Raw genomic sequence first — 23,777 nt, 5'->3', positions numbered from 1 at the left:
TATGCTCCCCCCTATAGTAGCGCCCCGTTGCCCCCGACGAGTGGGCAGCAGACAATATGGTGAGGTGTCCGAGTGGCTGAAGGAGCACGCCTGGAAAGTGTGTATACGGCAACGTATCGGGGGTTCGAATCCCCCCCTCACCGCCATATTTAAAGAAGAAGCCTGGGTTAACGCCCAGGCTTCTTTGCTTTTATATCCCGCCGAGCCGGGGGGATGAGAAGCCCCGACCGGGGGTCGACAGGCGGTTTACCGCCTGGGCGGCAGGACCGCTTGCGGGCATGCCGCCCGTAGGGCGAGCGCCAGCGAGTCAATCCCCCCCTCACCGCCATATTTAAAGAAGAAGCCTGAGTTACGCCCAAGCTTCTTTGCTTTTATATCGGCCTCGGTTTTTTGGCGGTGACGCTGCGCTTACCCGCCTTGCCTGATGAGCATGCTGTATTGAACTTATCCCCTCACCGGCCGCTGAAACGAAAAAGGCCCAACAGCGTTGGGCCTTCATTTTCATTTTTCACCAGCAATGTTAATCGTAGGCGTTGAGCGTACGCTGGCAGAGTGCGGAGCGGACACAATCGTCTTTGGTGAAGCGCACCACGCCGATCATGTCATCCTCTTTGAAACGCGCCAGCGCATCGCTCAGGCCGGACTGCACGCCGGCGGGCAAATCGCACTGGGTAATATCGCCATTGACGATAACGGTCACGTTCTCCCCGAGGCGGGTCAAAAACATTTTCATCTGCGCAGCGGTAACGTTCTGAGCCTCGTCCAGAATCACTACCGCATTTTCAAATGTACGTCCGCGCATATAGGCGAACGGCGCAATCTCTACTTTGCCAATTTCCGGTCGCAGGCAGTACTGCATGAACGAGGCGCCAAGGCGGCGCACCAGAACATCGTAGACCGGACGGAAATAAGGCGCGAACTTCTCAGAAATATCGCCGGGCAGGAAGCCGAGGTCTTCATCGGCCTGCAGTACCGGGCGAGTAACAATGATCCTGTCGACATCCTTGTGAATCAGGGCCTCAGCCGCCTTCGCCGCGCTGATAAACGTTTTGCCGCAACCGGCTTCGCCGGTGGCGAATATCAGCTGTTTACTCTCAATAGCTTCGAGATACTGCGCCTGAGCTTCACTGCGCGCCGCTATTGGTGATGTATCGCGACTGTCCCTTGCCATGCCAATAGCTTCAACGCCGCTCATCTGCACAAGCGAAGTGACCGACTCCTCTTCACGCTGCTTGTGGCTGCGTGAATCCCGTCTTAACACCCGTTTTGCTTCACGACGAGCTTTGATCACTGCTTTCTGTCTTCCCATGGATGGCACCTTGTTAAGTAGGTTTACATTGCCCGCGTCGTCACTGCCGACGCGATTATGCGCACGAACAACGTAGGTTTGGCTTCCTTGTAAGCCATGATTGCCGGAAAAAGACGCAGTAGTACGGCTACGCGCACCGCTTACTGCGTCGGTTGAATGTGAGGAGGAAGTGGAATGTCTGGATGAAGAAGTGAAGACGATTTTGCCGGAGGTAGTATCTCCGCGCCGGGCTTTGCGGGGGGTTTTATGTTTTAGTCCATCACGGGACACTACCATTCGCGATCTCCATAGTGAAAAATCTGTTCACAACCGGGAACTACCGCATCTGCTCTAAGTACATCAAATTTTTTCATAAACGCAACATAGATTTTACTTATTTTTAACTTTTTAAGGCTTTTCTGACGATGCATTTTTTATGACACAGAAATATTACAGAAAAGTATCAATACTATAGTCATAGTAAAATTCTTATCCCGGCTGCGCCAGTAAAGTGTTAACAAATGAAACAGAAGATGTAAGAAGGTGTCCCCGCCTGACACGGCGGGGAGAAAGGTCAGGCCTGCAGCAGCCCTTCGGCAAGATAATGCGCGTTATTGCTCACGCCCGGAAGGGCAAAGAAATAACCGCCGCCGATGGGTTTCACATACTCTTCCAGCGCTTCGCCGTTTAGCCGTTTCTGGACGCTTAAAAAGCCTTTTTCCAGGTCATGCTGATAGCAGACAAACAGCAGCCCCATATCAAGCTGACCGGAATTGGTGACGCCGAGCGAGTAGCTGTAGCCCCGGCGCAGCATCAGGCTGGACTGGGTTTCCGGCGTGCGCGGGTTGGCCAGCCTGATATGGCTATCCAGCGCGATAACCTCGCCGTCCGGGTCGCTCGCGTAGTCCGGCACGTCGTGCTCATGCTGCATGCCAAGCGGCGCGCCGCTGTGCTTTTCGCGCCCAAAGATGGTTTGCTGCTCCTTAAGCGGCGTGCGGTCCCAGAACTCGACATGAAACTGAATGATGCGCACCGCCTGATAGCTGCCGCCTGTCGCCCAGGCGGGTTCGCCCTGTTCCGGCGTCACCCACAGGATGCTCTCCATCAGTCTGGCATTCTGCGTATCCGGATTGGCCGTGCCATCCTTGAAGCCGAGCAGATTAATTGGCGTTTCTTTACCCCGGCTGCGCGCCGCGTGATCGGAGATAAACCCTTCCCGCTTCCAGCGCACGCTCAGGAGATCCGGCGTGTGCTTGATAATATCGCGCAGCGCGTGAATAACCGTATCCTGCGTGTTGGCGCAAATTTGCAGCAGCAGATCGCCGTGGCACAGCGCCGCGTCCAGCGAATCGTTCGGAAAACGCGTCATCTTTTGCAGCTTTTTCGGCATCTGCGCCGCCAGCCCGAAGCGTTCGTCAAACAGAGAATGACCGACTGAAACGGTAATCGTCAGGTTATCCGGCGCGATAACATCGCCAAGAATACCGGAATCCATGGGCGGCATACGCGGGTTGGGCGTTTGCGGCGCCGGACCGCCTTCGGTTAAGAAAGCGATACGCTTCGTCAGCAGACGAAACAGGCGCTCCAGATCGGCCTTATCCGCGGCCAGCACATCGAAAGCCACCAGCATCATGGCGGCTTGCTGCGGCGTGACGATGCCCGCCTGATGCGGGCCGTAAAAAGGCTGCTTTTCCTGACGGCCATCCGGCGAGAGCGTGCCCGGCGGCGCTGAAGGCTTAGCGCCGTGTGCCACCGGGCAGCCGCCCGTAACGGCCAGCGCCCCGCCAAGCAGTCCGAGCCCTTTCAACAGTCGACGACGCGCCGGCTCTGGCGCGTTCGGGTGTTTTGTCGCTTCGCTCATGCTTTAGTCCAGACCGAGCACGCCACGCAGCAGAGAGAGGTCTTCAGCCAGCGCCGTCACCGGCCCTTTCAGCGCGTTACGATCGGCGTCGGTCAGCTTGTCGTAAGTTTCAAACCCTTCTTTGGTGCGGTACTTCGTAAGGATGGTATTGACCTTTTTAAAGTTGGCGTCCACTTTCGCCAGCAGTTCCGCGTTGTCTTTTTGCAACTGCGGACGCAGCAGCTCGACAATTTTCTGCGAACCTTCCACATTCGCCTGGAAGTCCCACAGATCGGTGTGGCTGTAACGATCTTCTTCGCCGCTGATTTTGCTCGCCGCCACTTCTTCAATCAGCCCGGCCGCGCCGCCTACGACTTTACCCGGTGGGAAAGCGAGCTCGCTGATGCGTTTTTGCAGATCCTGAACGTCGCGGTAAAGCTGGTCGGCGTAGGTATCCATTCCCTTCACGCTGTTATCGCCAAACAACGCTTTCTCCAGACGGTGGAAACCGGTGAATTTCGGGTCTGCCGCTTTCTGCTCATAATCGTCCTCACGGGCGTCGATGCTGCCGTCAAGGTCAGAGAAAAGCTCGGCGATGGGCTCAATGCGCTCGTAATGCTGGCGCGTCGGGGCATAAAGCGATTTCGCCTTTTCGATGTCGCCCGCTTTCACCGCGTCGGTAAAGGCTTTGGTGCCTTTTACCAGCGCGGCGGTTTCGGCGGTCACATACGCTTTATACTGGGTGATGGCGCCTTCAAGCGACATCAAATCGCTTTTCGCCGCCGGCTGCGCCCCGCCCGCCGCTTTCACGATGAGCTTGCCTTTAGGGTTGCTCAGCAGGCCGCAGGTCATGTCGTATTCGCCTGGCTCCAGGTTCGCCGTCATTTTCTGGCTGAAGCCTGGCGCAATGTTCTCGCGCTCTTCCACGACCATCACCCCTTTGAGGATCTCCCACTCCAGCGCTTTCTGGCTGTGGTTGAGGATCAGGAACTGGGTTTTGCCCGCGTTGACGGTAAGCGTCATCGGCTCGCACTGCTTGTCGTTTACCGTAACCTTAACCTGTGGAACATCAGCCGCGTTGGCGGCAAAGGCGGAAGATAAGAGCGCAAGCGTTGTTAACTGCAGCGCACTGCGGCGAAAGTGTCTCGTCATGACCATTCCCTATAAAAGTATGTTGTAACTAAAAAGGCGCGGCGCGCCTGTTATAATCAGTTTGCGCTGCCGGAAGGCTGCGCCACCACGCGGGTCGGCATAAAGAAAATAGCCAGTGCGGGCAGCAGGTAAATCAGCCAGACCGCCACTTCGCTCACCGTTGGCGCTTCCTGGTAGCCGAATACCGACTCCAGCAGCGTGCCGAAGAGCGAATGGGTGCTCAGCACCTGGCTTAAGTCGAAAGCCACCTCCTGAAAGCGGTTCCACAGCCCCGCCTCGTGAAACGCGCGAATGGCGCCCGCCGCCAGACCCGCCGCCACCAGCAGAATGAAGAGACTCGTCCACCTGAAAAAGGCGCCAAGATTGAGCCGGATGCCGCCCCAGTAAAGCAGAAAACCCAGCACCACTGCCGTCGCCAGCCCTAACATGGCGCCAAGCGGCGGCCAGACGCCGAGATCCTGGCCAAAGGCCGCCAGCAGAAAAAAGACCGACTCCAGCCCTTCGCGCGCGACGGCGAAAAAGACCATCAGGATCAGCGCCCAGCTTTGGTTGCCGCCGCGCTTGAGCGCCTTGTCTACCGCCTGCTCCAGCTCCCCTTTTACGTTGCGCGCCACTTTGCGCATCCAGAAAACCATATACGTGAGGATCAGTACCGCAATCACCGCCACGATGCCTTCAAACAGCTCCTGCTCTTTTTGCGGGAACTCGCCAGTGGTTTCGTTGATGAAAATACCCAGCCCAAGGCAGAGCGCGGCGGCAAGAAACACGCCTGTCCACATAACGCCAAGCCATTGCCCGCGCTGCGTGCGCTTCAGGTAACTGGCGATGAGGCTGACAATGAGCGCAGCTTCCAGCCCTTCGCGCAGCATAATTAGAAATGGAACAAACATCCCGGCACCCTTAAGTGTGAAATCAGGTCAACTGTTGCAAAGAAAGGTAAATGTGAGTGAAAGTGATTATCATTAGCAAAAGAAGAAATACAAGAAAAATGTGCCGGGAATTATGACGAAGTGTAAAAGTTGCGAAGTTGAGTAATCACTCTGCTTAACCATACGGCTGTCAGAAGGGTTTAACCTCGTACAAACCCTGTGCCGCCAGCGCGAATTTACCCTCCCGGATATGGCTATCTCTCGCCCCCTCTTATTCCGTTTGCCAGATAACGATGCGGGAAATTATGCTTAGCGCGCTGTTTACCGGCCGTTTTATCTGTGGCTAACTATTTTTCTTTCAATCACCTGCGTAATCATGACAACTCTACTGCACTTTATTTTCGCCGCGGCGGCTATCCTGGCGCTTGCCTGGCTTACAAGCTTTGACCGTAAAAACATCCGCGTTCGTTATATTCTTCAGCTTATGCTTATCGAAGCGGCATTCGCCTGGTTCTTTTTGCATGCACAAGCGGGGCTATGGCTGATCCAAAGCGTCGCGGGCGGCTTCTCTTCCCTGCTGCATTTTGCAGCTGAAGGCACCGATTTCGTCTTTGGCGGCATGAGCCAGAAAGGCCTCGCCTTTGTGTTTCTTGGCGTGCTCTGCCCTATCGTCTTTATCTCGGCGCTGATTGGCATTTTGCAACACTGGCGCATCCTGCCGGTGTTCATTCGCGTTATCGGCACCTTGCTTTCAAAAATCAACGGCATGGGCAAGCTGGAATCGTTCAATGCGGTGAGTTCGCTGGTGCTCGGCCAGTCGGAAAACTTTATCGCTTATAAAGGCGTACTGGCGGATCTCTCTTCACGCCGTCTGTTTACGATGGCGGCGACAGCCATGTCGACCGTTTCGCTCTCTATCGTTGGCGCCTACATGACGATGATCGAGGCGAAATATGTGGTCGCGGCATTGGTGCTTAACCTCTTTAGCACGTTTATTATTCTTTCCGTCATCAATCCGGCGCGCCCGCACGATGAACCGGAAGTGAGACTTGAGAAGCTGCATGAATCCCAGAGCTTTTTTGAAATGCTCGGCGAGTACATTCTGGCGGGCTTTAAGGTGGCGATGATTATTCTGGCGATGCTGATTGGTTTTATCGCCATTATCAGCGCCGTGAACGCGCTATTCCTGGCGCTGTTCGGCCAGAGCTTCCAGCAACTGCTTGGCTATGTGTTCTACCCGTTAGCCTGGCTCGTTGGCATTCCGGCGGCAGACGCCCTGAAGGCGGGCGGCATTATGGCCACCAAGCTTGTGGCGAATGAGTTTGTCGCCATGATTGAACTGCAAAAAATCGCCGCCACCCTGTCGGCGCGCGGTCTTGGCATTCTCTCGGTGTTTCTGGTGTCGTTTGCCAATTTTGCCTCTATCGGCATCGTCGCTGGCGCCATAAAAGGGCTAAACGAGCCGCAGGGCAACGTGGTTTCGCGCTTTGGCTTGCGCCTGGTGTATGGCGCAACGCTGGTCAGCCTGCTTTCCGCCGCGTTCGCAGGTCTGGTGCTATAAGCAAAAAGGCGGGCTCTCCCCGCCTTTATCTCAAAACTGAACGCAGACGTTCTGATCCACCCGCATAACGGACTCCTGCGCAAAACGGGTTTTATATATCGCGCGCAGGGCTTCTATCTCCCGCTCGCTTGTGTCGTTGCGGTCATGAATGAGCACCAGCGCCTTGCTCGGCTCGCGCGCCACGTTGCCATCGCTGCCCAGCCACTGGCCGCGCGCGTCAAACACCGTCAGGCCATCGCGAAAGCGCGGAGTGACGTCGGTATCGACAAAACCCTGCCACTCCTTGCTGGTGATAGCCGGGCCAGCGGGCCGGCTGAGGCCAAAATAGAGCGTGGTCTGTATCATGCGATTTTGCGCCGCGCACGCCTGCTCCGGCTCCGCTACGCCTGAATGCGCCGTGCAGCCTGTCAGCAACGCCGCAAGCGTAAGGCCCAACAACGCTTTGCCAGTCATCTTTTCCCTGCCTTTTAGTGATGGGTGGAAAACGGGATGAAATAACACTTTGCCGCGCCAGGCAAGGGATGCCTTAGACTATTTTTTTGATTACAAAGAAAAAACCCGCCTTTCGGCGGGTTTGCATGCGAAGGCTTAATCAGCCTGCAGTTTAGAAGGCGGCGCGGTGTGGTACTCCGCGTCCGCTTTTTCAAAGCGGGACTGCATTGTGGCGGACGGCGCTTTGTCCAGCAGACTAAAGACCACGATGCCAAGGCTTGCGAAAACAAAGCCCGGAATGATTTCATACAGGTTCAGCCAGGCGAACTGCTTCCAGACGATAACGGTCACCGCGCCGATAATCATGCCGGCCAGCGCGCCGTTGCGAGTCATGCGCGACCACATGACCGAGAACAGCACTACCGGACCGAATGCGGCGCCGAAGCCCGCCCAGGCGTAGCTCACCAGCCCAAGCACGCGGTTTTCCGGGTTCGCCGCCAGCGCAATGGCGACCAGCGCCACCACCAGCACCATCAGGCGCCCCACCCATACCAGCTCTTTTTGCGTCGCGTTTTTACGCAGGAAGGCTTTGTAGAGATCTTCGGTAATCGCGCTTGAGCAGACCAGCAGCTGGCAGCTCAGGGTGGACATCACCGCCGCGAGGATAGCGGAGAGCAGAATACCGGCGATCCACGGGTTAAAGAGAATTTGCGCCAGCTCGATAAAGACGCGCTCGCCGTTCTGGTTCACCGCCGCCGCCTGCTCCGGGTGGTTGTTAAAGTAGGCGATGCCGAAGAAGCCCACCGCTACGGCGCCTGCAAGGCAGAGGATCATCCAGGTCATGGAGATGCGACGCGCGTTAACAATGGTGTGATGAGAGTCCGCCGCCATAAAGCGCGCCAGAATGTGCGGCTGGCCGAAGTAGCCAAGCCCCCAGCCCATCAGCGAGATAATCGCCACCAGGTTTAAGCCCTTAAGCATATCGACGTTTTCGATGCTCTTTTGCTTGATAACCATCAGCGAGTCGTCCAGGCCGCCGACGGCGAGGATAACAAACACCGGAGTCAGGATCAGAGCGAAAATCATCAGGCTCGCCTGCACCGTGTCAGTCCAGCTTACCGCGAGGAAGCCGCCGATAAAGGTATAGAGAATGGTCGCCGCAGCGCCTGCCCACAGCGCGGTTTCATAGCTCATGCCGAAGGTGCTTTCAAACAGGCGCGCACCTGCCACGATGCCGGAGGCGCAGTAGATGGTGAAGAACAGCAGGATAACCAGCGCGGAAATGATGCGCAGCACGCGGCTTTTATCTTCGAAACGGCCAGTGAAATAATCCGGTAACGTTAGCGCGTTATTGTTCGCCTCGGTGTGCACGCGCAACCGCCCCGCCACCAGCTTCCAGTTGATCCAGGCGCCCAGCGTCAGGCCGATGGCAATCCAGCTTTCTGAAATCCCGGAGAGGAAAATGGCGCCAGGCAGGCCCATCAACAGCCAGCCGGACATATCAGACGCCCCTGCCGACAGCGCCGTCACCACGCTGCCAAGGCTGCGCCCGCCAAGGATGTAATCGTCAAAGTTTTTGGTCGAACGCCACGCAATAAACCCTATTAATATCATCCCAAAGATATAAACAAGGAAAGTCACCAGCATAGGTGTACTCGCTGTCATCTCACTTCTCCGTCTAATCTGGCCAGTTTCGGCTTGTCACCGCCGGAACGCAGCGGTGCTGTTATCGTCGTTTTCGTTTCGCGGCAGTATCCTGCCGGAAGCGGTTTTCATTCACAATCGATTTAACACACCATTTACAACAATTACATCTCTGCTAAAAATGCCATTTTGCAGGAGGTTGCACTCGCTCACGCTTTTAGCGGTTGCACCACGAAAAAATGTTAACCAGGCCCGGAATATCAGCTTATAGCGGGGTGACGTCTGAGCGGTCATAGCAATTTCATATTTAACATTTCATTCATTTTTGAGCTTGCTGGCGAAGTCACATTTAACATGGTTGCACAAAGTTGCAACATGATGGATAGTGCCGGATAACGTTAACCGCAGAGAAAAACGCGAAGAAAACAGGAGCTAAAGGCATGGGCACCACTACCATGGGGGTCAAGCTGGATGATGCCACCCGTGAGCGCATCAAAGCCGCCGCAACCAAAATAGACCGCACGCCGCACTGGCTGATTAAGCAGGCTATTTTCAATTATCTTGAACGACTCGAAAGCGACGATACGCTGCCGGAGCTGCCTGCCCTGCTGGCGGGGGCGGCCAATGAGAGCGAAGAAAACATCGTCCAACCGGAAGAGACGCATCAGCCCTTCCTGGAATTCGCCGAGCAGATCCTGCCGCAGTCGGTCAACCGCGCCGCCATCACCGGCGCTTACCGCCGTGCGGAAACGGACGCCGTGCCAATGCTGCTTGAACAAGCGCGCCTGCCTGCGCCGGTGGCGGAGCAAACGCATCAACTCGCTTATAAGCTTGCAGAGAAGCTGCGCAACCAGAAGACCGCTTCCGGGCGCGCGGGCATGGTGCAGAGCCTGCTGCAGGAGTTCTCGCTCTCTTCTCAGGAAGGGGTGGCGCTGATGTGCCTTGCCGAGGCGCTGCTGCGTATTCCTGATAAAGCGACCCGCGACGCGCTGATCCGCGACAAAATCAGCAACGGCAACTGGCAGTCTCACATTGGCCGCAGCCCTTCGCTGTTTGTTAACGCCGCCACCTGGGGGCTGCTCTTTACGGGTCGTCTGGTCTCCACCCATAACGAAGCCAGCCTGTCGCGCTCGCTCAACCGCATCATCGGCAAGAGCGGCGAGCCGCTTATCCGCAAAGGCGTGGACATGGCGATGCGCCTGATGGGCGAGCAGTTCGTGACCGGCGAAACCATCGCCGAGGCGCTGGCCAACGCCCGCAAGCTCGAAGAAAAAGGATTCCGCTACTCTTACGATATGCTCGGCGAAGCGGCGCTGACCGCCGCCGATGCGCAGGCTTACATGGTCTCTTACCAGCAGGCGATCCACGCCATCGGTAAAGCCTCTAACGGCCGCGGCATTTATGAAGGCCCGGGCATCTCCATTAAGCTTTCGGCGCTGCACCCGCGCTACAGCCGCGCGCAGTATGACCGCGTCATGGAAGAACTTTACCCGCGCCTGAAGTCGCTTACCCTGCTGGCGCGCCAGTATGACATCGGCATTAACATCGACGCCGAAGAGGCGGACCGCCTGGAGATCTCCCTCGACCTGCTGGAAAAACTCTGCTTCGAGCCGGAGCTGGCGGGCTGGAACGGCATCGGGTTCGTTATTCAGGCGTACCAGAAGCGCTGCCCGTTTGTGATTGATTACTTAATCGATCTCGCTACCCGCAGCCGCCGTCGCCTGATGATCCGTCTGGTGAAAGGCGCTTACTGGGACAGCGAAATCAAACGCGCCCAGATGGAAGGCCTTGAAGGCTACCCGGTTTACACCCGCAAGGTTTACACCGATATCTCCTACCTCGCCTGCGCGAAAAAGCTGCTGGCGGTGCCGAACCTTATTTATCCGCAGTTCGCGACCCATAATGCCCATACGCTGGCGGCGATTTATAACCTGGCGGGCCAGAACTACTACCCCGGCCAGTATGAATTCCAGTGCCTGCACGGCATGGGCGAGCCGCTCTACGAGCAGGTGGTGGGGAAAGTGGCGGACGGCAAGCTGAACCGGCCGTGCCGTATTTATGCTCCGGTAGGCACGCATGAAACCCTGCTCGCCTATCTGGTGCGTCGTCTGCTGGAAAACGGCGCCAACACTTCGTTCGTCAACCGCATCGCCGATACCACGCTGCCGCTGGATGAGCTGGTGGCGGACCCGGTCGCCGCGGTGGAAAAACTGGCAGCGCAGGAAGGGAAAGCGGGCCTGCCGCACCCGAAAATCCCGCTGCCGCACAATCTCTACGGCGAAGGCCGCATTAACTCGACGGGGCTTGATCTCTCAAACGAACACCGTCTGGCTTCGCTCTCCTCCGCGCTGCTTAACAGCGCCGCGCACAAATGGCAGGCGCTGCCGGTACTGGAAACCGCGGTGGAAGCAGGCGAACTGACGCCGGTGATTAACCCGGCGGAGCCGAAAGATATCGTCGGCTACGTGCGTGAAGCCACCGACGCGGAAGTCTCGCAGGCGCTGGACAACGCCGTGAACAGCGCGCCAATCTGGTTCGCCACCCCGCCGCAAGAGCGCGCCGCCATTCTTGAGCGCGCCGCCGTGCTGATGGAAGACCAGATGCAGACGCTTATCGGCATCCTGGTGCGCGAAGCGGGCAAAACCTTCAGCAACGCCATCGCGGAAGTGCGCGAGGCGGTGGATTTCCTCTATTACTACGCAGGCCAGGTGCGCGACGATTTCGATAACGAAACCCATCGCCCGCTCGGCCCGGTGGTCTGCATCAGCCCATGGAACTTCCCGCTCGCTATCTTTACCGGCCAGATTGCCGCCGCCCTCGCCGCTGGCAACAGCGTGCTGGCGAAACCGGCGGAGCAAACGCCGCTGATTGCCGCTCAGGGCGTGAATATCTTGCTGGAAGCGGGCGTACCGGCGGGCGTGCTGCAACTGCTGCCTGGGCGCGGCGAAACGGTCGGTGCGAAGCTGACTGGCGATGAGCGCGTGCGCGCCGTGATGTTTACCGGCTCAACGGAAGTGGCAACCCTTCTGCAACGCAACATCGCCACCCGCCTTGACCCGCAGGGCCGTCCGACGCCGCTGATTGCGGAAACCGGCGGACTGAACGCGATGATTGTCGACTCCTCCGCCCTGACCGAACAGGTGGTGGTGGATGTGGTCGCTTCCGCGTTCGACAGCGCCGGCCAGCGCTGCTCCGCCCTGCGCGTGCTCTGTCTGCAGGAAGATATTGCCGATCACACGCTGACGATGCTCAAAGGCGCCATGGCGGAGTGCCGCATGGGCAACCCAGGCCGCCTCTCCACCGACGTCGGCCCGGTTATCGACGCTGAAGCGAAAGCCAATATCGACCGCCATATCCAGGCGATGCGCGCCAAAGGCCGCAACGTCTTCCAGGCGGTGCGTGAAAACAGCGTTGATGCGCGCGAATGGCAGGCCGGCACGTTTGTTATGCCGACGCTTATCGAACTGGAAAGCTTTGACGAGCTGCAAAAAGAGATTTTCGGCCCGGTGCTGCACGTGGTGCGCTACAACCGCAACAATCTCGACGGGCTGATTGAGCAGATCAACCGCGCAGGTTACGGCCTGACGCTCGGCGTGCATACCCGCATTGATGAAACTATCGCCCAGGTGACGGGCGCGGCGAAAGTCGGCAACCTCTACGTTAACCGCAATATGGTTGGCGCGGTGGTGGGCGTGCAGCCGTTCGGCGGCGAGGGGCTTTCCGGCACCGGCCCGAAAGCGGGCGGTCCGCTTTACCTCTACCGCCTGCTGGCGAACCGTCCGCCGCACGCGGCGCTGACCACCTTCAACCGTCAGGATGCGGTGTATCCGGTAGATACACAGCTTAAAAACGCGCTGACGCAGCCGCATCAGGCGCTCACCCAGTGGGCGGCGGGACGCCCGGACTTTAAAGCACTGTGCGAGAAGTACGCCGAGCTTTCGCAGACCGGCGCGCAGCGCGTACTGCCGGGGCCGACAGGCGAGCGCAATACCTGGACGCTGTTGCCGCGCGAGCGCGTGCTGTGCGTGGCGGATAACGAGCAGGACGCGCTTGTCCAGCTGGCAGCGGCGACCAGCGCAGGCAGCCGTGCTCTGTGGCCGGACGACAAGCTGCATCGCGAACTCGCGAAACAGCTGCCCGGCGCGGTGCAGCAGGTTATCGACTTTGCGAAGCCGGACCAGCTGATGGGCCAGCGTTTCGACGCGGTTATCTACCATGGCGATTCCGACCAGCTGCGTACGCTGTGCGAACAGGTAGCGGGCCGCGAGGGGGCGATTGTGTCGGTGCAGGGCTTCGAGCGCGGGGAAACTAACCTGCTGCTGGAGCGGCTGTGGGTGGAACGCTCGCTTAGCGTCAACACCGCGGCGGCGGGCGGCAACGCCAGCCTGATGACAATCGGCTAAGAACTGGCTACGCTAGCAAGGCTCCTGTTTCAGGAGCCTTTTTTTATGGAGAGACCCCATGAAACGACTCCCGCTCTACCTGCTTGCCTTGCTGAGCGCCCCGGCGCTTGCCGACAATTGCGAAAAGGCGACCACCCAGACGGATCTCAACGTTTGCGCCGCTGCGGACTACCAGCAAGCGGATACCGCCATGAACGCCAGCTATAAGAAAGTGATGGACCGCGCAAGCGTTGCGCAGCGCGACTTGCTGAAAAAAGCGCAGAGCGCCTGGCTTAATGTGCGCGACGCCGACTGCGCCTTTGTCAGCTCGGGCGCCAATGGCGGCAACGTGCAGCCGATGATAGAGAGCCAGTGCCTGGCGGATAAAACCCGCGAGCGCGCCGCGTTTCTCGAGTCGTTAACCCAGTGCGAAGAAGGCGACGTGAGTTGCCCGCTGCCGCCAGCCCCTTAACGCGGACGGATGCCTTCTATCACCATTCGCTGTACGTTTTTCACGGTCTGGCGAAAGAAGGCCTCATCCTGTAACGTCTTTCCCGTCACCGCTTCCACCTGGGTGGCGAAATCGGCGTAGTGCTGCGTGCTGGCCCAGATCATAAAGATCAGATGATGCGGGTCCACCGGGCCGATTTTGCCGCTCGCCACCCAGCCTGCGATAATCGCCGATTTCTCATCCACCAGGCTTTTCAGGTCGCCGGAAAGCTCCGCCATTAAAAGCGGCGCGCCCTGCAGCATTTCCAGGCAAAACAGCTTCGAGGCCTGCGGGTGATCCCGGGAGACTTCAAGCTTCAGGCGAATGTACTCGCCTATCGCCGCCAGCGGTTGCAGGTCGGCGCGAAACGCCTTCAGCGGCGCCAGCCAGATATCCAGGATCTGTTTAAGCACCGCGACGTAGAGCGCCTCTTTCGACGGGTAGTAATAGAGAAGATTGGTTTTAGAAACGTCCGCTTTTTCAGCCACCTGCTCAAGGCTGGTGCCATGAATGCCGAACCGTGAGAAATAGTCGAGCCCTGCGGCCAGAATCGCCTGCTTTTTCGCCGCTACCGCTTTTGAGCGCCTGCCCACCTCTTTAACCGCGCCTTGCGCCATGCGCTCTCTCCTTTGCGTTTTGCCTCAAGCATAGCAAAAGCCCCCCGCCGCCTGCACCCTCATCGCGCAGCGCTGCCTGTTTTCTGTGCAGCCTTTTTGACCATTTAGTCCACTTTTTAGCGGTTAAATTTTCAACAAATGAGCAACGTATTGATAACAATGAAGCTTTTAAAGCTGGCATACCCCTTGCACTACCTCTTTCGAGCGAGGCTTAACGGAAAATGCAGGACGCAGCGCCGCGCGAGATCCCTTTCCGACTTTGATGAGGTTCGCGATGAAAATTGGTGTGTTTGTTCCTATCGGCAACAACGGCTGGCTGATTTCCACCCACGCTCCCCAGTACATGCCGACGTTTGAGTTAAACAAGGCGATTGTGCAAAAAGCGGAGCAGTACCATTTCGATTTCGCCTTGTCGATGATTAAGCTGCGCGGCTTTGGCGGCAAAACCGAGTTCTGGGATCATAACCTGGAGTCCTTCACCCTGATGGCCGGGCTTGCGGCGGTCACCTCGCGCATTGAGATTTACGCCACCGCCGCCACCCTTACCCTGCCGCCCGCCATCGTGGCGCGCATGGCCTCGACTATCGACTCTATCTCCGGCGGGCGCTTCGGCGTGAACCTCGTCACCGGCTGGCAAAAACCAGAGTATGAGCAAATGGGCCTCTGGCCGGGGGATGACTACTTCTCCCGCCGCTACGACTACCTCACCGAATATGTGCAGGTGCTTCGCGACCTGTGGGGCACGGGCAAAAGCGATTTCAAAGGCGATTTTTTCACCATGAACGACTGCCGCGTCAGCCCGCAGCCGCAAAAACCGATGAAGGTGATTTGCGCCGGTCAGAGCGATGCGGGCATGGCGTTCTCCGCTGCGCACGCCGATTACAACTTTTGCTTCGGCAAAGGGGTTAACACCCCCACCGCGTTCGCGCCAACGGCGGCGCGGATGAAAGCGGCGGCGGAAAAAGCCGGGCGCGAGGTCGGCTCTTACGTGCTGTTTATGGTGATTGCCGACGAAACCGACGAGGCGGCGCGCGCCAAATGGGAGCATTACAAAGCGGGCGCGGATGAAGAGGCGCTGGCGTGGCTTACCGAGCAGAGCCAGAAAGATACCCGCTCCGGCGCCGATACCAATGTGCGCCAGATGGCGGACCCGACGTCGGCCGTCAATATCAACATGGGCACGCTGGTGGGCTCTTACGCAACCGTAGCGCAGCTGCTGGATGAAGTGGCGACGGTGCCGGGCGCGCAAGGCGTGCTGCTGACGTTTGATGATTTCCTGACCGGCGTGGAGACCTTCGGCGAACGCATCCAGCCGCTGATGCAATGCCGCGCCCATATTCCGCAAATCACCAGGGAGGTGGCGTAATGAAAAGCCTGACGCTGAAAGCTCGCCCGGAAGCTATCGAATTCACGCCGGAACAGAGCGCGCTGATTGTGGTGGATATGCAAAACGCCTACGCAAGCCAGGGCGGTTATCTGGATCTCGCCGGGTTTGACGTTTCCGCCACGCAACCGGTTATCGAAAAAATCAACGTCGCGGTGGCCGCTGCGCGCAAGGCGGGCATGACCATCATCTGGTTCCAGAACGGCTGGGACAGCGACTATGTAGAAGCAGGCGGCCCCGGCTCGCCCAACTGGCACAAGTCTAACGCGCTGAAAACGATGCGCAGCCGCCCGGAACTGCAGGGCAAGCTGCTCGCAAAAGGCGGCTGGGATTATGAACTTGTGGACGAGCTGCAGCCGCAGCCGGGCGACATCGTGCTGCCGAAACCGCGCTACAGCGGCTTTTTCAACACGCCGCTCGACAGCATCCTGCGCAGCCGGGGGATCCGCCACCTGGTGTTTACCGGCATCGCCACCAACGTGTGCGTGGAATCGACGCTGCGCGACGGCTTTTTCCTGGAGTACTTCGGCGTGGTGCTGAGCGACGCCACCCACCAGGCGGGCCCGGCGTTCGCCCAGCAGGCGGCGCTGTTCAACATTGAAACGTTTTTTGGCTGGGTCAGCGACGTCGCTACCTTCTGCGACGCGCTCGCCCCCGCTGCCCTCGCCCGTATCGCATAAGGAGCCATCATGCCAAAACAGGTCATTATTCCGCCGGGCACGACAACGCCCATCGCCCCTTTTGTGCCAGGCACGCTGGCTGACGGCGTGGTTTATGTCTCCGGCACGCTGCCGTTCGACAAGCTCAATAACGTGGTTTATCCCGGCGACCCAAAGGCGCAAACCCGTCACGTGCTGGAGACGATACGGAGCGTTATCGAAACCGCGGGCGGGACGATGGAGGACGTGACATTCAACTCGATCTTTATTACCGACTGGAAAAACTACGCCGCGATTAACGAGGTTTACGCCGAGTTTTTCCCGGGCGATAAGCCTGCGCGCTTCTGCATTCAGTGCGGGCTGGTGAAACCCGACGCGCTGGTGGAGATAGCGACGGTTGCGCACATCGGTAAGCAGGGGTAAGCCATGAACCTGACCCTTACCCCGGCGCCTTATCCCGACGCGCCGGTGCTGGTTCTGATAGCGGGACTGGGCGGCGCGGGTGGCTACTGGCTGCCCCAGCGCGCCGCGCTTGAGCCGCACTATCAGCTGGTGCTGTACGATCAGCGCGGCACCGGCAATAACCCGGCAACACTACCGGAAGGCTACAGCATGGCGGATATGGCGCGCGAGCTGCATAACGCGCTGCTCGCCCATGGCATTACCCGCTTTGGGGTCATGGGCCATGCGCTTGGCGGGCATATTTGCATGCAGCTCGCCCTGGATTATCCGCAGGCCGTCACGACGCTTGTCATCATCAACGGCTGGCTGCGTCTTAATCCGCATACCCGCCGCTGTTTTGCGGTGCGTGAACGGCTTTTACGGGAGTGCGGCGCGGCGGCGTACCTTGAGGCGCAGCCGCTGTTTCTCTACCCGGCTGACTGGATGGCGGCCAACCAGCCGCGCCTGGAAGCGGAAGAAGCGCTGCATAACGCCCATTTTCAGGGCGCGGAAAACCTGCAACGCAGGCTGGCGGCGCTGAAAGCCGCCGACTTCAGCCAGACGGCGCAGGCGATTGCCCAGCCCGTGCTGCTTATCTGCGCCCGCGATGACCTGCTGGTGCCCTGGAACTGCTCGGCGGCGCTGCATGACGCGCTGCCCGACAGCCGCCTGGAGGTGCTGCCCTGGGGAGCGCACGCCTGCAACGTCACCGCCAGCGGCGCGTTTAACGAGCTGGTAAAAACCTTTCTGGCGGCGACCCTGACGATGCCGCCTGTCGCTAAGGAAACTGTATGAGTGAAGCCGTAAACCTGAGCGCGCTGGATACCCTGTTTACCGAGGCGCGTACCCATAACGCCTGGCTGGAGAGGCGGGTCAGCGACGAACAATTGCAGGAGATTTATGCGCTGGCGCGGATGGCGCCCACCTCCGCGAACTGCTCGCCGGGGCGGTTTCTGTTTATCCGTACCCCGGAAGGCAAGGCCCGGCTTAAGCCGGCGCTCTCTTCCGGCAACCTTGAGAAAACGCTGTCTGCTCCGGTCACCGTTGTGGTTGCCTGGGATACGCAGTTTTACGACAAACTGCCTGAGCTTTTCCCCCATGGCGACGCCCGCTCGTGGTTTACCTCAAGCACGGCGCTTGCCGAAGAGACGGCGTTTCGCAACAGCTCGCTGCAGGCGGCTTATCTGATAATGGCCTGCCGGGCGCTGGGGCTGGACTGCGGGCCAATGTCCGGCTTTGATCGCGATAAGGTAGACGCGGAGTTTTTCGCAGGCATGACCTGGAAAAGCAATCTGCTGATCAATATTGGCTACGGCGATGCCAGCCGGGTTTACCCGCGCCTGCCGCGCCTCGCTTTCAACGATGCCTGCGCGCTTTTATAGGAGAACGTCATGTCGGTGCCAAGCCAACAACAGTTTCGCGATGCCATGGCGCGCCTCGGCGCCGCCGTCAACATCATTACTACCGATGGTCCGGCGGGCATGGCGGGCTTTACCGCCTCCGCCGTTTGCAGCGTAACGGACAGCCCTCCGACGCTGCTGGTCTGCCTGAACCGCGCCGCCTCGGTATGGCCTGTCTTTAGCGAAAACCGCCAGCTTTGCGTTAATACCCTCGCCGCCGGACACGAGTCGCTCTCCAACCTTTTCGGCGGCAAAACGCCGATGGCGGAGCGCTTTACCGCCGCCGAGTGGCGCTATGGCGTCACCGGCTGCCCGCGGCTTGAAGGCGCCGTGGTCTCCTTTGACTGCCGGATAAGCCAGACCGTCAGCGTCGGCACACACGACATTCTGTTTTGCGAAGTGATGGAAATAGCACGTAACGACGACACCCACGGCCTGGTGTGGTTTGACCGGGGTTACCACCAACTGATGCGGCCCGCCTGTTAGCCGCCCTCTTCTGCGCAGGAGTTTCACATGTCACACACCTGGTTTCCTCAATGGCGTAAACATACAGCGGGTGAAGTGGTGGCCCCGGACGAAACGCTCCCACTCGGTCAGACGGTGGTCATGGGCGTTCAGCATGCGGTGGCGATGTTCGGCGCCACGGTGCTGATGCCGCTGCTGATGGGGCTTGACCCGAACCTCGCCATCCTGCTTTCCGGCATCGGCACGCTGCTTTTCTTTCTGGTGACCGGCGGTCGCGTGCCAAGCTACCTTGGTTCGAGCGCTGCGTTTGTCGGTGTGGTGATTGCCGTGACCGGCTTTAGCGGCCAGGGGCTGAACCCCAACCTCAGCGTGGCGCTGGGCGGGGTTATCGCCTGCGGCCTGCTTTATACGCTGATTGGTTTTGTGGTGATGAAATCGGGCACCCGCTGGATTGAACGGCTGATGCCGCCGGTGGTGACCGGCGCCGTGGTGATGGCGATTGGCTTAAATCTCGCCCCCATCGCGGTGAAAAGCGTCTCCGCCAGCAGCTTCGACAGTTGGATGGCGGTGATGACCGTGCTCTGTATTGGTCTGGTGGCGGTTTTTACCCGGGGCATGGTGCAACGTCTGCTGATTTTAATCGGCCTGATTCTGGCCTGGACCCTTTACGCCGTGCTGACCAACGGTCTCGGACTCGGCAAACCGGTGGATTTTTCACCGGTCGCGCAGGCCGCGTGGTTTGGCCTTCCGCATTTTACCGCCCCCACGTTTAGCGGCCAGGCGGTAATGCTTATCGCGCCCGTTGCCGTGATCCTGGTGGCGGAAAACCTCGGCCACCTGAAAGCGGTAGCGGGAATGACCGGGCGGAATATGGACCCGTACATTGGACGGGCGTTTGTCGGCGACGGGCTGGCGACAATGCTTTCCGGTGCAGTGGGCGGCAGCGGCGTGACCACCTATGCGGAAAATATCGGCGTGATGGCGGTGACAAAAGTTTACTCGACGCTGGTGTTTGTCGCCGCTTCCGTCATCGCCATGCTGCTGGGCTTTTCGCCTAAATTCGGCGCGCTGATTCATACCATTCCCGGTCCGGTGATTGGCGGCGCGTCGATAGTGGTGTTTGGGTTGATTGCCGTCGCGGGCGCGCGCATCTGGGTGCAGCATCGCGTGGATTTAAGCCAGAACGGCAATTTGATTATGGTGGCGGTCACGCTGGTGCTGGGCGCCGGGGATTTTGCGCTGAGGGTAGGCGACTTTACGCTTGGCGGCATTGGAACGGCGACGTTCGGGGCGATTTTACTTAACGCGATTTTAAGCCGGCGCCCGCCGACTGTCCTCGCAGCGGATATCACGCCGCAGGAACCCACCGTGAGCCAGACATTCCCAAAATAAGCGATAAATAAAAAAACAGCCGCCGGGCGAACCCGGCGGCGTTGGGGCAGCTATCAACCATTAATCGTCAGATATCGCGGCTAATTGCTTGAATAGTCATTAGCTGTTGCTGCTGCGGCCACCGCCATGACTATTTTTGCCCCCTTTTTTCCCAGCTTCAGATGCGCGCTGCGGGTCATTTTTGAAGTTCCCGCCGCTGTGCTGGCCACCTTTACGACCTGCTTCTGATGCTCTTTCACGATCTTCTGCGAAATTACCTGAACCACCACGATGGTTTGCCATTTCTGACCTCCAGATATGTGAAATCATTAGACATCATACTGCATTCAGTAAAAGAGGATCCTTTCACCTGGCGGCAACAGGTCGAAACCTTTTATCATTGCCGCGTGATCTGAAGCTTAGTGCAGCAGTCGCGTTTGGTCGGGAAACGGTAATATTCTGCAACATCAAATTGACCAAACGGCGGAATTTTTGCCGCTTCCATCTATAAGCCATTCTTATGATTAACAAAACGTAATTATTTTGACATGTTTCTAAATATAACAAAGCAAACAAACGTTATATTTTCTTAAAAATCAATTAATTGGTTTGCTACCTTGGCACTCCGCCCATCAGCGCTTATCTTTACTAGAGCGCAGCGATAACGCTGCTGACGGTTCCCCGTAAAAAAAGCCTTAAAACTTAAGGAGTCAGGTCAATGGTTAAAGTACTGGTGCTTTATTACTCAATGTACGGACACATTGAGACCATGGCGCATGCGGTAGCGGAAGGCGCAGAAAAAGTGGAAGGCGTGGAAGTGACCATCAAGCGCGTGCCGGAGACCATGCCGCCAGACCTGTTCGCGAAAGCGGGTGGGAAAGCGCAGAACGCACCGGTAGCCACGCCGCAGGAGCTGGCGGATTACGACGCCATTATCATCGGCACGCCTACCCGTTTCGGCAATATGTCCGGCCAGATGCGCACCTTCTTTGACCAGACCGGCGGGCTTTGGGCTTCTGGCGCGCTCTACGGCAAGGTAGCCAGCGTGTTTAGCTCCACCGGCACCGGCGGCGGCCAGGAACAGACGATTACCTCCACATGGACTACGCTTGCACATCATGGGATGGTAATTGTGCCCATCGGTTACGGGGCCCAGGAACTGTTTGATATTTCCGCGGTGCGCGGCGGCACGCCTTATGGCGCCACGACTATCGCAGGCGGCGACGGTTCGCGTCAGCCAAGCCCGGAAGAGCTGGCCATCGCCCGCTATCAGGGCGAGTATGTGGCCGGCGTTACCGTAAAACTGAAAAGCTGATTCAGCACAGGAGGAAACTATGCCAACACAAGAGTCGAAAGCTCACCACGTAGGAGAATGGGCCAGCCTGCGTAATACCTCCCCGGAAATCGCCGAGGCGATCTTTGAGGTAGCGGATTACGATGAAAAAATGGCCGAGAAAATCTGGGAAGAAGGCAGCGATGAAGTGCTGATTCGGGCTTTCAAAAAAACCGACGCCGACGCGCTCTTCTGGGGCGAACAGACTATCGAGCGTAAAAACGTGTAATGCGCCCTTTTGCTGGTATGGCAAAAGGTTAAGCCACACTATGCGCCGGATGCGACACGGCTGGCGCAGAGAAAAACGGGGCCCGACGGCCCCGTTTTCTGTTTTATAAACGCATTCCTTTCTTATTTTTAGCCAAACAGCGGCAATTTATAGGCGCGGAAACAGGTAATGTTGTAACGGTACATTGAGGGATCGTCCTCTCTGCGTCTGGCAAGGCCCGAGCCGATGGTTATCTCAAGCAAGACCTCGCCCTGCGCGGTAAGCTCGCGTAAAGGCAGCTTGCCTTCCGCGCTTCCATCCCAGCTCTGGTAATCGACATCGCTATAGCCCGGATCGCAGGTTAAGGTCAAACCGGTGGCGTCGAACGTCGCCCCGCCGTAACAAACGACCAGGTTGCCATTAGGCATCAGCTGTTTCGCGCCGCATAAGCTGCTGTAGCCTTCCGGACCGGAAAAATATTCGTTGAGCTTCTGAACCGTCATCTTTATTAAATCGATACGGTAATGCCCTACCCGGCTTTGGTTATTCCATGGCGCAATGCTCTGTGCATCATCTCTTGAAAGGTAATTGCCATTATTAAAAATGGAGATATCGATAATGCCAGGCGTGTCGTTAGGGATCTCCAGCACGTTGTGCTGTCCCCAGTTCCAGAATTCCAGATTCGCTTTTTTAATCTCTTCCGGCTGGCTGAAATCGTAAAGCGGCGCCCCTGATGCATCGACGGGCGTCAGCAAGTAAGGCTGATAATCCGCAGACCAGGCCTCATGGGTGGACATAATAAAACGCAGTTGACCGGTTTCCACTTCGACGCCAAAGATGGCGCTTTGATTACGTCCTGAGGTGACCAGAATATTGTTGGTCTCATTGATATAGCACTGATTCACATGCAGCCAGTCTACGCTTCCGTCCGCTGAAGGCGGGTTAGAAGGACGGCATGGACGGGTGCGATCGAGGACTTTCGTCATGTCGTAATAGTGTGTTTCAAGACCGGTGCGCAGATCGATTATCGACACGCCATCTTCAATAGTGGTATCGCCATCCGGCCGCGTGCCCGGGGCATATTCAGACGCGCCCACCAGCGAACCGTCAGACCGTTGCCATAATGAATGATGCAGCGCATTATCAAGCACATACATGGTATGCACGCGGCCCATCATATCGAACTCATACATTTGCAAATAGTTATCCTGCGCGATAGCGGAAGATAAAAAATTACCGTTAGCGATGCGCAGCAAATTATTTGACGGCATATCCTTGGTCGTAAACCAGCGAACATTCGCCTGGTAATCGAGTGCGATATTATTACGATCAAAACACGAAATAAAATACAGCCCCTGCGCAAGCGTGGCGGGATCGCTCGCCGGGACTTTCAGCGTAACCTGAGGAAAGAGGTTATGCCCGGCGGGATCCTGCGCATCTGTCGGCGGCAACGGTTCGGTAAGCACTCGCCATGTGGTGGAGCCAGCCGAAGAAACCAGCGTGATGAGATTAATGTTATCCGCCAGCAGACCGGCGACAGGGATAAGGTTCGCTCCCACCGCCACCTGCTGCGTAAAAGTCAGCACGGGCGCGCGCTCGTTTTGGTCAGTCACGGAAATATATAGCGTTTCTGCCTTTTCTGACCATAAGCCAATATAAAGGCTTAATGGCGCGGTGCCGTAGGGGTTCAGGGTGAGGATGGCATTACTCTGAGTATGGGTCGCGTTAATTTCAGTGAATAGCGAAGAATAAATTTCGTTATGCTTCATCACAATACTGTTAGTGGTATCAATGCCCTGATTAATGGGCGGGCGAGGAAGCGGCAAAGCGGTGCTGTGTAGCGTCATAATACGATCCTTAATAAAGAATATATACGGCATAGTTGTCTTTTCATAGAAACCAGACCAGCTGGCCCCGGTGTTGGCTTTTTATTTTCAACATGAGCGAATCAATATTTTTCCCTCTCCTCTCAACGCTTATTAAAAATTGCTTTTAAAAGCACCTGCAAAAATATTACGTCACCCAATAAGTCAAACTGTTAATCCCCCCGCAAAACGCACCGTCGAAGATGGCAAAATAAACCTCATTCGCGGCTATAAAATGCCCGCACGGTGAAAATTTAACGCTGATTTATATTTACTGTTCTTAATAACTCAATGAGATAGAAGTGGAATATCCACACTTTTTGTCACTCTGTCGCTTATACGTCGGCGCCCCTTTTAGCGTGTGATTATTATCACA

Annotated in this window: 21 protein-coding genes and 1 tRNA gene; 13 read left to right on the top strand and 9 right to left on the bottom strand. The window is 57.5% G+C overall.

Annotated elements, in window-relative coordinates; all coding sequences use genetic code 11:
* The first annotated feature begins 58 nt into the window (after positions 1 to 58).
* Positions 59 to 146, top strand: a tRNA-Ser gene (locus tag IEX01_RS03745).
* Positions 147 to 520: 374 nt separating this feature from the next.
* Here the strand turns inward: IEX01_RS03745 and phoH are convergent.
* The 4 genes from phoH to efeU all read right to left on the bottom strand — a co-directional run bounded on the left by phoH (position 521) and on the right by efeU (position 5,170).
* Positions 521 to 1,309: a phosphate starvation-inducible protein PhoH gene (gene phoH / locus IEX01_RS03740; RefSeq protein ID WP_024559459.1), complete on the bottom strand. Its 789-nt coding sequence runs from the start codon at positions 1,307 to 1,309 to the stop codon at positions 521 to 523.
* 553 nt (positions 1,310 to 1,862) lie between these two features.
* Complete coding sequence (efeB, locus tag IEX01_RS03735) at positions 1,863 to 3,149, bottom strand: iron uptake transporter deferrochelatase/peroxidase subunit (RefSeq protein WP_188723283.1); 1,287 nt, start codon at positions 3,147 to 3,149, stop codon at positions 1,863 to 1,865.
* Between the two features lie 3 nt (positions 3,150 to 3,152).
* Positions 3,153 to 4,280, bottom strand: coding sequence for an iron uptake system protein EfeO (gene efeO, locus IEX01_RS03730; RefSeq protein WP_188723282.1), 1,128 nt, complete (start codon positions 4,278 to 4,280; stop codon positions 3,153 to 3,155).
* Between the two features lie 56 nt (positions 4,281 to 4,336).
* Positions 4,337 to 5,170, bottom strand: coding sequence for an iron uptake transporter permease EfeU (gene efeU / locus IEX01_RS03725; RefSeq protein WP_024559456.1), 834 nt, complete (start codon positions 5,168 to 5,170; stop codon positions 4,337 to 4,339).
* A gap of 355 nt (positions 5,171 to 5,525) precedes the next feature.
* Between efeU and IEX01_RS03720 the strand changes: the two genes are divergently transcribed.
* Entirely contained in the window at positions 5,526 to 6,710 is a 1,185-nt protein-coding gene (locus tag IEX01_RS03720) for a NupC/NupG family nucleoside CNT transporter (RefSeq protein ID WP_024559455.1), read from the top strand.
* A gap of 30 nt (positions 6,711 to 6,740) precedes the next feature.
* On the opposite strand, the gene IEX01_RS03715 is transcribed toward IEX01_RS03720, so the two are convergent.
* Positions 6,741 to 7,163, bottom strand: a complete 423-nt coding sequence (locus IEX01_RS03715; RefSeq protein WP_024559454.1) for a DUF3574 domain-containing protein — start codon at positions 7,161 to 7,163, stop codon at positions 6,741 to 6,743.
* Between the two features lie 135 nt (positions 7,164 to 7,298).
* On the bottom strand, positions 7,299 to 8,807 hold the full coding sequence (gene putP / locus IEX01_RS03710; RefSeq protein ID WP_024559453.1) for a sodium/proline symporter PutP: 1,509 nt from the start codon (positions 8,805 to 8,807) through the stop codon (positions 7,299 to 7,301).
* Positions 8,808 to 9,226: 419 nt separating this feature from the next.
* Between putP and putA the strand changes: the two genes are divergently transcribed.
* Positions 9,227 to 13,189: a trifunctional transcriptional regulator/proline dehydrogenase/L-glutamate gamma-semialdehyde dehydrogenase gene (gene putA / locus IEX01_RS03705; protein ID WP_188723281.1), complete on the top strand. Its 3,963-nt coding sequence runs from the start codon at positions 9,227 to 9,229 to the stop codon at positions 13,187 to 13,189.
* A 58-nt stretch (positions 13,190 to 13,247) separates the two neighbouring features.
* The gene (locus IEX01_RS03700) at positions 13,248 to 13,640 is read left to right on the top strand and encodes a lysozyme inhibitor LprI family protein (protein WP_024556925.1); all 393 of its coding nucleotides are present in this window, start codon (positions 13,248 to 13,250) and stop codon (positions 13,638 to 13,640) included.
* On the opposite strand, the gene rutR is transcribed toward IEX01_RS03700, so the two are convergent.
* Positions 13,637 to 14,275 carry an HTH-type transcriptional regulator RutR gene (rutR, locus tag IEX01_RS03695; protein ID WP_188723280.1) on the bottom strand — a complete coding sequence of 213 codons (639 nt, stop codon included), beginning with the start codon at positions 14,273 to 14,275 and terminating at the stop codon, positions 13,637 to 13,639. The genes IEX01_RS03700 and rutR overlap by 4 nt on opposite strands.
* 274 nt (positions 14,276 to 14,549) lie before the next feature.
* Between rutR and rutA the strand changes: the two genes are divergently transcribed.
* Genes rutA through rutG form a run of 7 tightly spaced genes read left to right on the top strand, consistent with a single transcriptional unit; the run spans position 14,550 to position 20,016 of the window.
* A complete protein-coding gene (rutA, locus tag IEX01_RS03690) occupies positions 14,550 to 15,641 on the top strand; it encodes a pyrimidine utilization protein A (protein WP_188723279.1) in 1,092 nt (363 codons plus the stop codon).
* Positions 15,641 to 16,339 carry a pyrimidine utilization protein B gene (rutB, locus tag IEX01_RS03685; RefSeq protein ID WP_188723278.1) on the top strand — a complete coding sequence of 233 codons (699 nt, stop codon included), beginning with the start codon at positions 15,641 to 15,643 and terminating at the stop codon, positions 16,337 to 16,339. The genes rutA and rutB overlap by 1 nt, the downstream gene beginning before the upstream one ends.
* Positions 16,340 to 16,348: 9 nt before the next feature.
* Positions 16,349 to 16,741 carry a pyrimidine utilization protein C gene (rutC, locus tag IEX01_RS03680; protein WP_024556929.1) on the top strand — a complete coding sequence of 131 codons (393 nt, stop codon included), beginning with the start codon at positions 16,349 to 16,351 and terminating at the stop codon, positions 16,739 to 16,741.
* Positions 16,742 to 16,744: 3 nt separating this feature from the next.
* On the top strand, positions 16,745 to 17,554 hold the full coding sequence (gene rutD, locus IEX01_RS03675; RefSeq protein ID WP_048888438.1) for a pyrimidine utilization protein D: 810 nt from the start codon (positions 16,745 to 16,747) through the stop codon (positions 17,552 to 17,554).
* Positions 17,551 to 18,141, top strand: a complete 591-nt coding sequence (locus tag IEX01_RS03670) for a malonic semialdehyde reductase (protein WP_024556931.1) — start codon at positions 17,551 to 17,553, stop codon at positions 18,139 to 18,141. The genes rutD and IEX01_RS03670 overlap by 4 nt, the downstream gene beginning before the upstream one ends.
* 9 nt (positions 18,142 to 18,150) lie before the next feature.
* On the top strand, positions 18,151 to 18,645 hold the full coding sequence (gene rutF / locus IEX01_RS03665; RefSeq protein WP_024561844.1) for an NADH-dependent FMN reductase RutF: 495 nt from the start codon (positions 18,151 to 18,153) through the stop codon (positions 18,643 to 18,645).
* Between the two features lie 27 nt (positions 18,646 to 18,672).
* Positions 18,673 to 20,016 (top strand): pyrimidine utilization transport protein G, encoded by a 1,344-nt coding sequence (rutG, locus tag IEX01_RS03660; RefSeq protein ID WP_188723277.1) that lies wholly within the window; start codon positions 18,673 to 18,675, stop codon positions 20,014 to 20,016.
* Positions 20,017 to 20,115: 99 nt separating this feature from the next.
* Here the strand turns inward: rutG and IEX01_RS03655 are convergent, their stop codons facing one another.
* Entirely contained in the window at positions 20,116 to 20,298 is a 183-nt protein-coding gene (locus IEX01_RS03655) for a con-10 family general stress protein (RefSeq protein ID WP_049294239.1), read from the bottom strand.
* A 415-nt stretch (positions 20,299 to 20,713) separates the two neighbouring features.
* Here IEX01_RS03655 and wrbA point away from each other — a divergent pair, with 415 nt between their 5' ends.
* Complete coding sequence (gene wrbA / locus IEX01_RS03650; protein ID WP_024556935.1) at positions 20,714 to 21,310, top strand: NAD(P)H:quinone oxidoreductase; 597 nt, start codon at positions 20,714 to 20,716, stop codon at positions 21,308 to 21,310.
* 19 nt (positions 21,311 to 21,329) lie between these two features.
* Positions 21,330 to 21,557, top strand: a complete 228-nt coding sequence (locus IEX01_RS03645; RefSeq protein ID WP_024556936.1) for a YccJ family protein — start codon at positions 21,330 to 21,332, stop codon at positions 21,555 to 21,557.
* A 128-nt stretch (positions 21,558 to 21,685) separates the two neighbouring features.
* Here the strand turns inward: IEX01_RS03645 and IEX01_RS03640 are convergent, their stop codons facing one another.
* Entirely contained in the window at positions 21,686 to 23,383 is a 1,698-nt protein-coding gene (locus tag IEX01_RS03640) for an aryl-sulfate sulfotransferase (RefSeq protein ID WP_188723276.1), read from the bottom strand.
* Between the last annotated feature and the right edge of the window lie 394 nt (positions 23,384 to 23,777).

Source organism: Franconibacter daqui, from assembly GCF_014644275.1.
GTDB classification, from domain to species: Bacteria; Pseudomonadota; Gammaproteobacteria; order Enterobacterales; family Enterobacteriaceae; genus Franconibacter; species Franconibacter pulveris.
The sequence above is the reverse complement of the archived record's forward strand: the minus strand, read 5'-3'. Positions and strand labels throughout refer to the sequence as shown.